Source organism: bacterium, assembly GCA_027622355.1.
GTDB lineage: Bacteria > UBA8248 > UBA8248 > UBA8248 > UBA8248 > JAQBZT01.
On sequence record JAQBZT010000043.1, the window covers coordinates 1 to 13,344 of the forward strand.

The 13,344-nt window shown below is 64.4% G+C and carries 17 protein-coding genes; 10 read left to right on the forward strand and 7 right to left on the reverse strand.

Going from position 1 to position 13,344, the window contains the following annotated elements; genetic code table 11:
* The 9 genes from O2807_04200 to O2807_04240 all read left to right on the forward strand — a co-directional run.
* On the forward strand, positions 1-944 hold a 944-nt coding region (locus O2807_04200), incomplete at its 5' end, for a zinc ribbon domain-containing protein (GenBank protein MDA0999708.1).
* Between the two features lie 51 nt (positions 945-995).
* Entirely contained in the window at positions 996-2,192 is a 1,197-nt protein-coding gene (locus O2807_04205) for an acetyl-CoA acetyltransferase (protein ID MDA0999709.1), read from the forward strand.
* Between the two features lie 51 nt (positions 2,193-2,243).
* Positions 2,244-3,050, forward strand: a complete 807-nt coding sequence (locus tag O2807_04210) for a hypothetical protein (GenBank protein ID MDA0999710.1) — start codon at positions 2,244-2,246, stop codon at positions 3,048-3,050.
* A 47-nt stretch (positions 3,051-3,097) separates the two neighbouring features.
* Complete coding sequence (locus O2807_04215; GenBank protein MDA0999711.1) at positions 3,098-3,934, forward strand: hypothetical protein; 837 nt, start codon at positions 3,098-3,100, stop codon at positions 3,932-3,934.
* Positions 3,935-4,052: 118 nt separating this feature from the next.
* Positions 4,053-4,556, forward strand: a complete 504-nt coding sequence (locus O2807_04220; protein MDA0999712.1) for a flavin reductase family protein — start codon at positions 4,053-4,055, stop codon at positions 4,554-4,556.
* A gap of 250 nt (positions 4,557-4,806) precedes the next feature.
* The gene (locus tag O2807_04225) at positions 4,807-5,337 is read left to right on the forward strand and encodes a sulfur transferase domain-containing protein (GenBank protein MDA0999713.1); all 531 of its coding nucleotides are present in this window, start codon (positions 4,807-4,809) and stop codon (positions 5,335-5,337) included.
* 9 nt (positions 5,338-5,346) lie between these two features.
* Complete coding sequence (locus tag O2807_04230; GenBank protein ID MDA0999714.1) at positions 5,347-5,859, forward strand: YeeE/YedE thiosulfate transporter family protein; 513 nt, start codon at positions 5,347-5,349, stop codon at positions 5,857-5,859.
* On the forward strand, positions 5,856-6,161 hold the full coding sequence (locus O2807_04235) for a hypothetical protein (protein MDA0999715.1): 306 nt from the start codon (positions 5,856-5,858) through the stop codon (positions 6,159-6,161). Before O2807_04230 ends, O2807_04235 begins: the two co-directional genes overlap by 4 nt.
* Positions 6,162-6,197: 36 nt before the next feature.
* The gene (locus O2807_04240) at positions 6,198-6,464 is read left to right on the forward strand and encodes a hypothetical protein (protein MDA0999716.1); all 267 of its coding nucleotides are present in this window, start codon (positions 6,198-6,200) and stop codon (positions 6,462-6,464) included.
* Positions 6,465-6,711: 247 nt separating this feature from the next.
* On the opposite strand, the gene O2807_04245 is transcribed toward O2807_04240, so the two are convergent.
* Together O2807_04245 and O2807_04250 are read right to left on the reverse strand one after the other, a co-directional pair.
* On the reverse strand, positions 6,712-7,692 hold the full coding sequence (locus O2807_04245) for a dihydrodipicolinate synthase family protein (GenBank protein MDA0999717.1): 981 nt from the start codon (positions 7,690-7,692) through the stop codon (positions 6,712-6,714).
* A 62-nt stretch (positions 7,693-7,754) separates the two neighbouring features.
* Positions 7,755-8,456 carry an ankyrin repeat domain-containing protein gene (locus O2807_04250; GenBank protein MDA0999718.1) on the reverse strand — a complete coding sequence of 234 codons (702 nt, stop codon included), beginning with the start codon at positions 8,454-8,456 and terminating at the stop codon, positions 7,755-7,757.
* A 184-nt stretch (positions 8,457-8,640) separates the two neighbouring features.
* On the opposite strand from O2807_04250, the gene O2807_04255 reads away from it, so the two are divergent.
* On the forward strand, positions 8,641-9,177 hold the full coding sequence (locus tag O2807_04255) for a diguanylate cyclase (protein MDA0999719.1): 537 nt from the start codon (positions 8,641-8,643) through the stop codon (positions 9,175-9,177).
* 64 nt (positions 9,178-9,241) lie between these two features.
* On the opposite strand, the gene ubiE is transcribed toward O2807_04255, so the two are convergent.
* The 5 genes from ubiE to O2807_04280 all read right to left on the reverse strand — a co-directional run.
* Positions 9,242-9,937 (reverse strand): bifunctional demethylmenaquinone methyltransferase/2-methoxy-6-polyprenyl-1,4-benzoquinol methylase UbiE, encoded by a 696-nt coding sequence (gene ubiE, locus O2807_04260; GenBank protein MDA0999720.1) that lies wholly within the window; start codon positions 9,935-9,937, stop codon positions 9,242-9,244.
* 7 nt (positions 9,938-9,944) lie between these two features.
* A complete protein-coding gene (ubiA, locus tag O2807_04265) occupies positions 9,945-10,838 on the reverse strand; it encodes a putative 4-hydroxybenzoate polyprenyltransferase (protein MDA0999721.1) in 894 nt (297 codons plus the stop codon).
* Positions 10,828-12,291, reverse strand: coding sequence for a menaquinone biosynthesis decarboxylase (locus O2807_04270; GenBank protein ID MDA0999722.1), 1,464 nt, complete (start codon positions 12,289-12,291; stop codon positions 10,828-10,830). Before O2807_04270 ends, ubiA begins: the two co-directional genes overlap by 11 nt.
* 19 nt (positions 12,292-12,310) lie before the next feature.
* A complete protein-coding gene (gatC, locus tag O2807_04275; protein MDA0999723.1) occupies positions 12,311-12,595 on the reverse strand; it encodes an Asp-tRNA(Asn)/Glu-tRNA(Gln) amidotransferase subunit GatC in 285 nt (94 codons plus the stop codon).
* 20 nt (positions 12,596-12,615) lie between these two features.
* Positions 12,616-13,344: ATP-binding domain-containing protein (locus O2807_04280; protein ID MDA0999724.1), on the reverse strand; the 729-nt coding region annotated here is incomplete at its 5' end.

A 13,344-nucleotide genomic window follows, 5' to 3' on the forward strand; every position in this document is an offset into this window, starting at 1 on the left:
AGGGAGACGATGTCGCCGCCGAGGTCGAGGCGGTCTACTCCTGGACGGAGGAGTTCATCGATCGCTGGCGGCTGCCGGGGGACGATCAGGTCTCGGCCGCGGACGCGAAGTTCATCCAGGATTTCGGCTACATCCGCCAGACGGCGGCGACCATTGAGGGTCTGCTCGAAAAAACAGGCGCCACGCGCGAGGACATCGGCAAGGTGCTCCTCTACGCGCCCGATGCCCGCACCCACGCCGCCATCGCCCGGAAGCTCGGCTTCCCGGCGGCGTCCTATCCCGAGGCGCCGCTCGTCGCAAGGCTCGGTGACGCGGGCGCGGCGGCGCCCCTGCTCGCGCTGGTCGAGGCACTGCAAAACGCCTCGCCCGGCGAGCACATCATCGTCGCGGGGCACGGCAGCGGGGGCGACGCCCTTCTCCTGCGCGCCACCGAGAAGGTGGGCGAACTGAAGAAAAGACGAGGCGTCGAATGGTCGGTGAAGCAGGCGCGCCCCATCTCGGACTACGGCACCTACCTGCGCGGGCGGAATCTCGTGCCGGGCGAGCCCTTCGCCCCCTTCAGCTCCCCCTCCATTCTCTGGAAGGAGAGCCGCGTCAACATGCGCCTTCTCGCGGGCAAGTGCCAGAACTGCGGCGAGCTGCAGTTCCCCCGCCAGCGCATCTGCCTCGGCTGCAGCGCCCACGATCAGTGGGAGGATTTCAAGTTCGGGAAGAGCGGCAAGGTCTACACTTTCGTGCACGATCACCTCGTCCCCTCGCCCGAGGGCTACGTCTCGATGGCGACGGTGGACATCGCGGGCGGGGGCCGCTTTTACGCCCAGATGACCGATTGCAGCCGCGATCAGGTAAAAATCGGCCTCGATGTGGAGTTCACCTTCCGGCTTCTCCACAAGGGCGAGGGATACTATAATTATTTCTGGAAGTTCCGCCCCGCGGCGGATTGAGGGAACAAGGCGCCGGGCACCGTCCGGCTTTTTTCACCCAAGGAGAGAGAGATGAGCCAGGGCATCGCCGGGAAAGTCGCCATCATCGGCGTCGGCACCACGAAGTTCGGAGAGCTCTTCGAGCAGACCTACAACGACCTCGTGGTCGAAGCCACACTGGAGGCCTATGACGACGCCGGCATCACGGGCAACGACATCGAGGCGGCCTGGCTCGGCTGCTACTTTCCCCTCGGCTGGGGCTACGACGGAACGGGCGGGCCCTCCCTCGCGGAAGCCCTGAACATCTATCCCAAGCCCGTCTCCCGGGTGTCGAACTACTGCACCACCGGAATGGAGGCCGTCCGCGGGGCGGCGCTGGCGGTGGCGAGCGGCATGTACGACGTGGTGCTCGCCGTCGGTGCCGAGAAGATGCGCGAGGTGCCCCCGCGCGGCTCCCTCGTCGCCGCCTCGGTCGAAAAACTCCACCCCCTCTACGGCAAGGGCCGCACGGCGCCGGGGAGCTTTGCCATCCTCGCCACGCGCTACTTCGAGGAGTACGGCGCCGGCAAGGAAGATCTCGCCGAGGTCGCCGTCAAGAACCACTATCACGGCAGCCTGAATCCCAAGGCCCACTTCCAGAAGGAGATCACGAAGGAGCAGGTGCTGAGCGCCCCTTTCGTGACCGAGCCGCTCGGGCTCTACGACTGCTGCCCGACGACCGACGGCGCGGCCGCCGTCATCCTCTGCCGGGCCGACCTGGCCGAGTCGCGCTTCGGGAAGAAGGACTACGTCCTCATCGACGGGATGGGCCTTTCCTGCGCGAACGGCTACATCACCACCCAGTTCAACCCGCGCTTCGACTTCCTCGGCTTCGAGGCCACCCGCGAAGCGGCGAGGCAGGCCTACGATCAGGCGGGCGTCACGAACCCCCTCGAGGAGATCGATGTCGCCGAGGTGCACGACTGCTTCACCATCACCGAAATTCTCAACTACGAAGACCTCGGCTTCGCGAAAAAGGGCGAGGGTCCCGATTTCGTCAAGAGCGGGGCGAGCCGGCTCGGCGGCGAGCTGCCGGTCAACACCTCGGGCGGCCTCAAGAGCTGCGGCCATCCCATCGGGGCGACCGGGGCGCGCGTCATCGCCAATTTGACCGAACAGCTCCTCGGCCGCTCCGAAAAACGCCAGGTCCCCGGCGCCAAGCGCGCCCTCGGCCACACCCTCGGGGGCCCCGGCGCGGTATCGTGTGTGTTCGTTCTGAGCAAAAACTAGGACGCGCGCTGGGGTGATGGCCTCGCACCAGTCATGCAAGGATAAAAGACTGTGTCCACTGTAGATCCTGCTCGTGTCAATTCTTTCCTGAAAACCGTTGACAGCGAGCTCGTCCCGCAAATAGAAGCGAGCGGCGACCGACTAACACGCAACAACAGGCTCCTGAACAAATACAGATCAGAGCGCGATGCTTGGCACAATAGACGTGTATCGCACGTTCGCGGGATTACGGAGGCAGTGAACGAACTCTGCTTCGCTGATCTCATTCTAAAGGACAAAAAGGTCGAGGCTGCTGAATATGAACCCCCTATCAGGGGCACGAACCGGACCATCGACTTTCTGGTCCTGCCTGCCGGTTCAGACGGTCGAATATACTATGACATAAAAACCGTACATCCCGAGGAAGAAGATGGGTGGGAGCGGTACGAAAGAGCGAAAACCGAAAAACGATTCACGCCGGGCACAGAGTTAATTTTGGACCCTGAGTGGGAGGGAGGTGAAATCGCTCACGATCTTTTTGCCGCTCGCGAAAAGTTCCTGGAGTACACCCAGGAGTTTGAGACGAAGATACAGCTCGTCGAGAACCCCGAAGAGTGTCGCTTCGGTATGGTGTTTTGTGGAGACGGTTCCCAATGGTACCGTGACAATTTGGAGGATTTTGCAGACTTTTACTTCACGGGACGGCATCGAAGTGACGACGAGTTCGGGGCCATGGAAGCGCACTATCTAACCAACAAAGGCATCACGCTTGACCGCACCATCAACGGTTTCAGCTATCTACAGCGGGCAAAACCCAGAATTAACGTGGTGTTCAATCGGAATGTGCGGGGGCCACGACGGTTCTCCCCTCAAGCATGATACTTTGTTCAATAATAACGGAGCGCTCTTTCTGAAGGGAGTAGCACATGGCGGGCGTTGAACTGGGCTTTCTGGCGCCCCATCCGTGGATCATGGTCGCGGGCGAGCGCGAGGGGGGCCATCACGCCCAGACCACCTCCGCCTTCCGCCAGGCGCAAGAGGAGATCGTGCGCCGGGGAGTGGACCTCCTGGTGGTCGCCTCCCCCCACTGGGCGCCCGGCGCGCAGTTCCGGATCGGCGGGGCCCCCCGCTACGCGGGAACGCTCGCCGAGTTCCTCCCCCACATCCACGCTGCCCTTCCGCCCGAGCACCGGCGGGATCTCCCCCCCGTTCCCTACAACTTCCCCGGCGAGGCGGCCCTGGCGGCGCGCCTCCTCGAGGCGGGCAAGACTGCCGGCCTTTCGGTGCAGATCGAGGCGAAACCCGAGGCCCTGGATCACGGCTCGATGGTGCCCATCCTCTATCTCAACCCCGAGGGCCGGCTGCCGGTCCTCCTCCTCTCGGCCGAGGAAGGGCCCGCGGCGCAGAGCCGGAGATGGGGGGAGATCATCGGAGAGGAACTCAGGCGCACCGGCAGACGGGCGGCCTTTATCGCGAGCGGCACCCTCTCCCACCATTTCGTCTTCGACCGCCCCGACGCCCTCTGGCCCCCGGGCGAGGCGTGGGACCGGCGCTTCCTGTCGCGGCTCACCGCGGGGGAAACCGAAGCCGTTTTCGGCTACACGGATAAAGACGTCGCCGAGGGAGAACTCGAGGCGGGCGGCCTTCACGCCCTCTACATGCTCCTCGGCGCCCTGGGGCCGGGACCCGCGGCCGATCTTCTCAGCTACGAGGGAATCGTCGGGGTGGGCTCGCCCGTCGTGCAATTCGAGCCGGCCGCCTGAGGGGGCCAAATCCTCCTCCCGGACACCCAGCCGGTGACGCTCCAACCATCATCTTTGGTATCCTGACGCTTTCCGGGCAGAAAACCGGTTTTCCCGCAACGAAGGAGCGCACGATTCGATGACACTCGACCCGAAACTCTTCCGCGCCGCCATGGGAAAATTCGCCACCGGCGTCACCGTCGTCACCGTCAGGAGCGGCGAAACCGCCCGCGGTATGACGGCGAACGCCTTCTCCTCGCTTTCGCTCGACCCGCCCCTCGTCCTCGTCTGCGTGGACAACAAGGCCTCGACGCTGGACATGCTGCGGGAGGCAAAAAAATTCGCCATCAATTTCCTGGCGGAGGATCAGAAGAACATCTCCGACTGGTTCGCCGGGAAAGGAAAAGACGCCGCGGATCAATTCGCCGACATCGCGCATGCGATCGGCGAGAACGGAGCGCCCGTCCTTGAGGGCGCCATCGGTTTTCTCGAGTGCGACACTCACGAGGAGCTGCCGGGAGGGGACCACACCATCGTGGTCGGGCGCGTCACCCGCATCGAGATTGAAGAGGACGTGCGCCCGCCGCTTCTTTTCTACGCCAGCGCCTACCGGAAAATGGACATGGGGGGAAGCTACGACTAGGGGGAAACAAAGACAACAGGATCGTTTCCATGAACGGTCCATTGATTTACAACAAGCGTCGCACGCCCTTTTCCCGATGCCGGGCCACGCCGCTCCCAAGACACTCCAATTTCATATTGCCCCCAAGCCTCCCAAGGATTATGTTTTCACCCAAGGTGTCATGAAAATGCCCCGAAAGGAGCATGACCGCATGCAGAAGTTTCCCGAGCCTTGAAAAAGGAAAAAGGAGGACCGGATGCACAGGAATTTCATGAAAATAGCCCTTTTGTTGGCTCTCGTCTTGGGCCTGGGGAGCTGGGCGCATGCGGGCTCTCCGGAGGCGCCGTTTGGAGACAAGGTCTCCGGGGCGTTACTCAACTACAACCGGGCCTCGCCCTTTGTCGCATCCTCCGGCGTTCTGGGAAAGGGAGGCGTGGCCGAGGTGAAGGCGCTCGGTTTTAAAACAATCGTTGATTTGCGCGCCCCAAGTGAAGGTATCGCAGAAGAGAAGGCCGAGGCAGAAGCCATGGGGCTTCGCTACATCAACATCCCGGTTTCGACCGCTGCACCCACAAATGCCCAAGTAGCGGCGTTTGCAAAAATTGTCGAAAATCCAGCCAACTATCCCATCCTCTTCCATTGCCAGTCGGCAAACCGGACGGGCGCCATGTGGGCGCTCTACCGTTTCCGCAAGGGGGTTCCCCCGGCGGTCGCCGTAGAGGAAGGCCGCACATTGGGGCTCAAATCCAGCCGTGAGAAAGCCGTTCGCCTGCGCCTGGGATTGTCCCCGGCGTCAAAATAGGAAAATCCCATGAATGCTACCCCGCGGCCTTTCTGGCCGCCTCTCGTTTCGGGCATCGCGCTGGGGCTGGCCCTGTTGCTGACCTTCTTGATAACGGGGCATGGACTGGCGGCAAGCGGTTTGTTCACAGAGCTTACGGCGGCGATAGGGAAACTCCTTGTTCCGGGCATTGTGGAGGCCAACCGCTACCTGGGCCCATACGCAAAGGGAAATCCCCTGACAAGCTGGGTCAGCTGGGAAATTCTCGGGGTCATCATCGGCGCGCTGGCCGGGGCGCTCTCGAGCGGCCGCTTCCGGTTCATGGTGGAAAGAGGAACCGGCATCCGCCCGGGGGGCCGCCTGGGCTGGGCATTTCTCGGAGGCATCCTGACCGGCTTCGGCTCCCGGCTCGCGCGCGGCTGCACGAGCGGCCTCGGGCTCTCCGGGGGCGCGACACTCTCGGTGGCGGCATTTCTTTTTCTGGTCATGTTTTTCGCCGCGGGCTTTGTAACGATGCGTTTTACGAGGAGGACATGGGAATGAACCTCCCCTTCTACGATGGCGGCGCGGCTTCCGGCCTCCTCAGCGGAATTTTGTTCGGTTTCATTCTCGAAGGCGCCGGATTCGGAAGCCCGAGAAAGCTCGTCTCCCAGTTTACCCTCCGGGACTCTGCCGTCTTCAAGGTGATGTTCACCTCCGTGATCGTTGCCGCCGCCGGCCTGTGGCTGCTCACCTCGCTCGGGTGGCTTCGCGCGAACGGTGTGTATATCCCTACCCTCTACTTATGGTCCTTCGCGGCGGGAGGCTTGCTGATCGGGGCGGGCTTCTCCCTGGGAGGGTACTGACCCGGCACCTCCGCCGCTGCGGTCGGCAGCGGCCGGATGGACGCGGTCGCGTTCATCGCCGGGATGGTCGCCGGAATCGGCTTGTTCGCGGGTGCTTTCGAAGACCTCTTCACCTTTTACACCGCGGGAAAAGGCCCGCAGGCGCAAACCCTCGATCAATTGCTGGGTCTGCCTGTTCCGGTGATCCTGATAGGCCTGATCGCGATGGCCGCCGGGGCATTCCGCCTGGGCAGCCATTTTGAGCGAAAGCTCGGCGGCCCTATCAGCATTCAAGACATCTTCGAAGAACACCAGAAGAGATAAAAAAACAGGTAGTGGGTCCGTTTGCTTGTTTTTCTTGTCATTCCGAGCGCCGGAGGCGGGCCCCCCGGTGGGGGGCCTCCCGGTGGGGGGCCTCCCGCGAATCGGAGATTCACCGGGGTGCCCGGCGCGAGGAATCTGCTTTTCCACAGCAGATTCCTCAGTCGCTGCGGGCCCCACCCTGCGCTTATTCGGAATGACACCACGGGTCCGTTGTGCAAACGGACCCATTACCAAAAAAAACGCGCTGCTACCGTACGGTTTTCACCTTCCCCAGAAGTCCCGCGCGCTTGAGATCGCCGCGGAGCTCCGCGCGCTCATCCTCGGTGATGGGCACCACCGGGGGCCGGACCGGGCCGCCCGCCATCCCGATCATCTCCATCCACGCCTTCAAGGCGCCGATCGGCATCCGCCCCTCGGCCCAGGGGGTGAGAATCCACTTCGCGTTCGCCCGGCGGAGGGGATTCAGCGCGGCGGAAAGCGCCCCCGCCTTTTTCACCTCCCCCGCGAGCGCGAGCGCGGTGTACTCCTTCAGCGGCAGCCAGCCCGGCACCTGGTACATGTGCGGGGTGTAGGTGAGCAGCCACCTGTGGCCGAGCTGGGTCATGTTGTGGAACCAGACGGTCTCATCCGCCACGCTGATGGGAATCTGATCGCCCACCTCCGCCTCGAGGTGCACGGTGTGGTTGGGGTTGAGGTCTGCCTGCTTCATCCCGCAGACGTTGGGAATCTTGACCAGCTCCTTCGCCAGATGGGGCCGGAGGGGATGGGCCACGCCCGGGGAGTTGAAGAGCACGATGCCGATCTCGACCCTCTCGGCGATGTAGCGGAAAAACTCGAGCACCGCCGCGTCCGATTTCGCCGCGACGTAGGGCGTCAGGATGATCGCGAAGTCGCAGCCGATCTCCTGGGCGTGGAGCGTCAACTCGAGCACTCCCTTGACGGACTGATGGTGCGTCCCCGCCATGACGGGCACCCGGCCCGCCGTCCCCTCGAACATGGCCGCCTGCGCGCGCTTCCGCTCCTCGAGGGTGAGCGCCCAGAACTCGGCCACGTTTCCGGCCCAGTAGTGGCCGTCCACCTGCTGCTGCTCGATGATGAAATCCACGTTCCGGCGGAGGGCGTCCTCATCGAGGGCGTCATCCTCGGTGAAATGACAGGGAAGCGAGGTCCAGATCCCCCGCAGGGTCTCGCGGGCGTACTCCTTCGCCTCGTTTTTCTTGTACTTCAAAGCGGCTCCCTTCCCTTTTCGCGGACAGACCCCGCCATGATAACAGGCGGGCGACTCGACCCCTACGGCCTTGCCCCGGCCTTCTCCAGAATCCGCACCATCTCGCCGTAACCTCTTTGCCGGGCAAGCGTGAGGGGCCGGACGCCCCGCCCGTCGGCGAGGTTCACGTTCGCCCCCGCCTCGACCAGCGCCCGGAGGGTCGCCACGTGGCGCGGGCCGCCGTCCCCTAGGACGATGGATTCGATGAGCGCTGTCCAGCCGAGGTTGTTCACGTGATCGAGGGGGGCTTTCCCTTTGATGAGGGCTTGCACGATTTCCGCGTGGCCGAGGTGGGCCGCCGCGATGAGGGCGGTGCCGTCATAGGGACTCGTGATGAGGCCGGTGTTCGCCCCCGCGGCGATGGCAATCCGCAGCATCTTCAGATCGTTCGCGACGGCGGCGATAGTGATCACGTCGTAGCGCGCCTGATCGCGGGCGTTGAGATCGGCGCCGGACTCGATGAGAGAGCGCGCCGCCGCATGATGCCCCCCGTAGGCCGCGACCATGAGCGGGGTGCGCCCGTGCCCGTCCCTTGCGTTGAGGTTCGCGCCCCCCTTGGCGAGGCGCCCAATCTCCGCCGCATCCCCCTTCGCCGCCGCCGCGTGCAGCCCCCGGTAGGCGGCCACCTCCTCTTGAGAGGGCGCCGTCTGGGCGAGGGCAGGGGATGCGAAGAAAGCGGAAAATGCGAGGAGGAGCGCTCCGGTTCCTTTTGCAGAAAGATGCATCCGACCATTCCTTCCAGTTGAAATACGGCGGCAACGAAAGCATATCAAATCCCCGCCCTGCCGATGGTTCGAAATCCCCTTTGTTTCCCAATCATCACTGCGGCACAAGATTTGCTTCTTATTTCAGCGAAGATGATGGGGGGAACCGCCTCCGGCCCTTCGCCGCCGGAAAGAACGCCCAAACATGCACCAGGACAACGGGAACGACATGAATGAAAAAAACTGGACCGTCCTCGTGGACGCGGAGAGCGGCCTCTATAACCGACTGTATCTCGTGCACTTTTTGAGCGAGGCGCACGCCCGGGCAGTGCGCTACGGGGGGGAGATCGCCTGCGTTCTCTTCCGCGCCGCCTGGTGGCAGGGGGTGGAAACCCTCGATGCCCCCGGCAAGGTGCCGGCGGAAGCCCTGCGGAAACTGGGGAAATTTCTGCTCCTCGGGGTCCGGGAGGGGGACATCCTGGGCCGCTGGTCGGCGGTGGATTTCCTCCTCGCCGCCCCGAGCACCTCGCGCGCGGGGGCGGAGGTCTGCATGAAAAATATCCTCTCCCGCCTGGAGAATCTCCGCTTCGAGGGTCATCCCGGCCTGAGCGTCACCGTCCGGGCCGCACCCGCGGGGCTCCCCGAGGACAGCGGGCGGATTCGCTATCCCGAGGACATGCCCCTCTTGGCGGAGGCGCGGCTCCGCGATCGGCACACCGATACACGAAAGAGCGACAAATAACTGACATTTTTTCAATGCGTTGTGACATATTGGCAAATCGCCCGGCGCGGGACCGCCCGGAAAATCAGCTCCGCCGCCCGGAGTGGATGAGGGCGATCCCCCCCATCAGGGGCTCGGCCGCCACCTCCTCGAAGCCCGCCGCGCGGAGCATGGCCGAGAGCGCCTCCGCATCCGGGAAGGCGTAGACCGTCTCGGGGAGATAGCGGTAGGCGGTCGGATGGCCCGAGATGATCCGGCCCGCCACCGGCAGAACGGCGCGAAAGTACAGCCGGTAGATCAAGCCGAAGAGCCCTTCCGGCCGGCCGAACTCGAGGATGATCAGCCGCCCCCCCGGCCGCAGGACGCGGGCCATCTCGGCAAGCCCCGCCGCGCGGTCCTCGAAGTTGCGCAGCCCGAAGGCGATCGCCGCGCCATCGAAGACGCCATCCGCGAACGGCAGCCCGAGGCCATCCGCCTGCAGGTAGGATATGTTCCCGGCTCCGGTTTTTTCCCCGGCGAGGCGCAGCATCGGGAGGGAAAAATCCGCGCCCGCGATCAGGCCCGCCCCTCCCTTCTGGCGGAGGATTTCGAGCGCCACGTCTCCGGTTCCGGTCGCGATGTCGAGATAGCGCGACCCACCGCCATCGAGAAGGAGCTGCACCGCCCTTCGCCGCCAGCGGCGGTCGATCCCCAGACTGAGCAAATGGTTGAGAAGGTCGTAGGTCGGGGCGATGTCCGAGAACATCTCGCGGACCTCGCCGCTTTCGATCTGCGCCGGCACCTTGGCCTCAGCCGGAGAGAAGAAAAACGTCCGCGATAGCGCCCGCCGAAACGATCACTGACACCCACGCGTTGAGGTTGAAGAAGGAGAGGTTCACGCGGCTGAGGTCGTCCGGCCGCACCACCCAGTGCTCCCAGAAGAGCAGCGCGCCCACGGCAACGAGCGAGACGCCGTAGATTGCGCCCAACCCCGCGATCCAGCCCGCCGCGATGAAGCAGGCCATCGTTCCGGCGTGGGCCAGCGCGGAGATGACCAGCGCGGGCCTCTTCCCGAGACGGCTCGGCAGCGAGCGCAGCCCCTCTTTCCGGTCGAAGTCGTAATCAAGACATGCGTAGATGATGTCGAAACCGCCCACCCAGAGCGCGACGCCGAGAAAATAGAGGATCGGCGCCGCATCAAGGCTGCCGCGCACCGCCACCCACGCCCCCGCCGGCGCGCTCCCCAGGACGAAGCCGAGAAACAGATGGGTCCATGAGGTGAAGCGCTTCGAGTAGCTGTAGAGCGCCACCACCCCGGCCACCAGAAAGGCGAGACCGAAAGCGAGCGGATTCAGCATCCAGGCCGAAAACAGAAAAAGAAGGAGAAAAGCGAGCATCATCCCCCACACCCCGCCCGAGCGGAGCAACCCCTGAAACTCGGCCCGATCCGCCGTCCGGGGATTTTTGGGGTCGATGTCGCGGTCGGCATAGCGGTTCAGCGTCATCGCGAAGTTCCGCGCCCCCACCGCCGCCATCACCATCCAGAAAAGGGCGTGCAGGGAGGGCACCCCGCGCGCCGCCAGGACGCCCCCCATCAGGACGAAGGGGAGGCCGAAGATGGTGTGCTCGAACTTCACCATCCGGAAGAACATACCCGGCCGGCGGAGAACCGCCCCGATGCCCCCTGCTCCCTCAAGCGTCAAAACCGTACTCCTTCCACCTTTGGGTGACGCGCTCGCGAATTTCATCGCTCATCACGAGCTCGCCCGGCCACTCGCGGGCAAAGCCCTCGCTCTCCCACTTCCGCGTGCCGTCCACCCCGAGCTTGCTCCCCACATGCGGCAGGGGCGAGGCGTGCTCCAGCGCGTCCACCGGGCCGTCCACGAACACCAGATCGCGCCGCGGGTCGATGCTCCCGAGCACCTTCCAGGCGACCTCGCTCACGTTGTGCACGTCCACATCCTCGTCCACGATCACGATGCACTTCGCCAGCGACATCTGCCCCATCCCCCAGAGGGCGTACATCACCTTGCGCGCATGATAGGGAAACGACTTGCGGATGGAGACGATCACCATGTTGTGGAACACCCCCTCGGCCGGCATGTGGACATCCACAATCTCGGGAAGCTGCATCTTCATCAGCGGAAGAAAAATCCGCCCCGTCGCGCCGCCCAGCCAGTAATCCTCCATCGGGGGCTTGCCGACGATGATCGTCGGGTAGATCGCGTCGCGCCGCCGGGTGATCGCCGTCACGTGGAATACCGGATAATCGTCCGCCAGCGAGTACCAGCCGGTATGATCCCCGAAGGGGCCCTCCCGGCGCAGCTCGCCCGGATCGAGGTAGCCCTCGATCACGATGTCCGAATCTGCCGGCACCTCGACATCCACCGTCTTGCACTTCACCAGGGGAACGCTCGTCCGCCGCAGGAAGCCCGCCAGCGTCATCTCGTCAATCCCCGGCGGAAGGGGCGCGCTCGCCGCGTAGGCGTAGACCGGATCGCCGCCCAGCGCGACCGCCATCTCGAGCCTTGCGCCTTTTTTCGTGCTCTCCCGGAAGTTCTGCGCCCCGTCGTGGTGGAGGTGCATGTGCATCCCCGCCGTTTTCGCGTCGAAGAGCTGAATCCGGTACATTCCCACGTTCCGGCGTCCGGTGCGCGGGTTGCGCGAGTGGACGTGCGGCAGGGTGATGTAGCGCCCGCCGTCCTCGGGCCAGCACTTGAGCGCGGGGATGGCGAAGAGATCGATGTTTTCGGTCTCGACGATCTCCTGGCAGGCCGCGGAGGAAACGCTCTTCGGGGAAAAGGACGCCATCCGCGCCAGCTTGGGCAGCATCTTCAACTTCGCGACAATGCCCTCGGGCGGCTTGATCTCGAGCAGCTCGGCCACTTCCTCGGCCACGGCATCGAGACTCTTCACCCCGAGCGCCCGCACGATGCGCGCATCCGAGGCATAGGCGTTGATCAGGACGGGGATGTCGAAAGCCCTCCCGTCCGGCCCGACCGGATTTTCGAAAAGAAGCGCCGGGCCGCCCGACTTCACGCACCGATCCGCGATCTCGGTAATTTCGAGATCGACATTGACCGGTGCGGCGATGCGCCGGAGCTCACCGGCGCGCTCGAGTGCGGCGACAAATTCACGCAACGAAGCGTAGGGCATGGGATTCTCTACGGAAAAGTCAGTCGATCACTTTCGGAACCCGGAAATGACCCTTGTCGAACTCGGGCGCCATCTTTTCCATGTTCTCGATGGGCGCCCGATCGACCTTGTCCTCCCGGAACACGTTCACCAGATCCAGCACATGGGAGGTCGGCGGTACATTCTCGGTGTCCAGCTCGTTCAGCTTCGAGATGTAATCGAGGATACCGCTCAACTGGTGGCGGAACTTCTCGACCTCCTCCTCGGAGAGATTGAGCCGCGCCAGCCGCGAGACGTGAAGCACATCCTCTTTCGAGATCGCCATCGGAAAACCTCCAGAGAAGGTTATATCGTTCGGTTTTCTTCCCCGTCAACGGCGGCGCCCACGGGCTCGAGCGGGGCGTACTTCAGAACCAGTTGTTTTTGGCCCACTTCCCTGAAATCCACCGTAACAATCGCCCGCTCGCCCGTCCCCGAGCGCGCCGCCACCACCCCCTCGCCGAACTTGGGGTGGCGCACCAGCGCCCCCGGCGCAAAGGGCCCGAGCGCCTGGGGGATGGGGGTTCCGGGCGCTTCGCTCTCCCGGGAGGCGGGCTTGAGGGCTTCCGGCTCCTCGTACCAGCTCTTTCCCCTCCCCCGGTACACTGCCCGCTCCGCCCGCTCGCGGGGGCGGTGATCCCCCGCCCTTTCGAGCAGAGCATCCGGAAGATCCGCCACGAACCGGCTCGGCCGGGCCGGACCGCCATCGCCCGTGTAGCCGCCTCGCCGCTCGTGCGCCCAGGCGAGGAGCAGGTGCGCCTTCGCCCGCGTGATCCCGACGTAGAGAAGCCTTCGCTCCTCCTCCAGGGATTCGGGCGTGTCCACCGAGCGCCCGTGCGGGAGGAGTCCTTCCTGCACCCCGGCGATCGCCACCGCACGGAACTCGAGCCCCTTGGCCGCGTGGAGCGTCATCAGGGAGAGCTTTCCGCCCGCCGTCTCCATCTCGTCCGCCTCCCCGGCGAGGGCCATCTCCTCAAGAAAACGCGCGAGCCCGTCCCGGCTCCCGGGGTCAATTCCCTCCTCCTCGCGGATGCG

Bases quoted from the DNA above. Each gene is read 5' to 3' on its own strand.
- O2807_04220 (MDA0999712.1), top strand. From the start codon at position 4,053: ATGACACTCGACCCGAAACTCTTCCGCGCCGCCATGGGAAAATTCGCC.
- O2807_04205 (MDA0999709.1), top strand. From the start codon at position 996: ATGAGCCAGGGCATCGCCGGGAAAGTCGCCATCATCGGCGTCGGCACC.
- O2807_04255 (MDA0999719.1), top strand. From the start codon at position 8,641: ATGCACCAGGACAACGGGAACGACATGAATGAAAAAAACTGGACCGTC.
- O2807_04270 (MDA0999722.1), bottom strand. From the start codon at position 12,291: ATGCCCTACGCTTCGTTGCGTGAATTTGTCGCCGCACTCGAGCGCGCC.
- O2807_04250 (MDA0999718.1), bottom strand. From the start codon at position 8,456: ATGCATCTTTCTGCAAAAGGAACCGGAGCGCTCCTCCTCGCATTTTCC.
- gatC (MDA0999723.1), bottom strand. From the start codon at position 12,595: ATGGCGATCTCGAAAGAGGATGTGCTTCACGTCTCGCGGCTGGCGCGG.
- O2807_04225 (MDA0999713.1), top strand. From the start codon at position 4,807: ATGAAAATAGCCCTTTTGTTGGCTCTCGTCTTGGGCCTGGGGAGCTGG.
- O2807_04240 (MDA0999716.1), top strand. From the start codon at position 6,198: ATGGACGCGGTCGCGTTCATCGCCGGGATGGTCGCCGGAATCGGCTTG.
- O2807_04230 (MDA0999714.1), top strand. From the start codon at position 5,347: ATGAATGCTACCCCGCGGCCTTTCTGGCCGCCTCTCGTTTCGGGCATC.
- O2807_04215 (MDA0999711.1), top strand. From the start codon at position 3,098: ATGGCGGGCGTTGAACTGGGCTTTCTGGCGCCCCATCCGTGGATCATG.
- O2807_04235 (MDA0999715.1), top strand. From the start codon at position 5,856: ATGAACCTCCCCTTCTACGATGGCGGCGCGGCTTCCGGCCTCCTCAGC.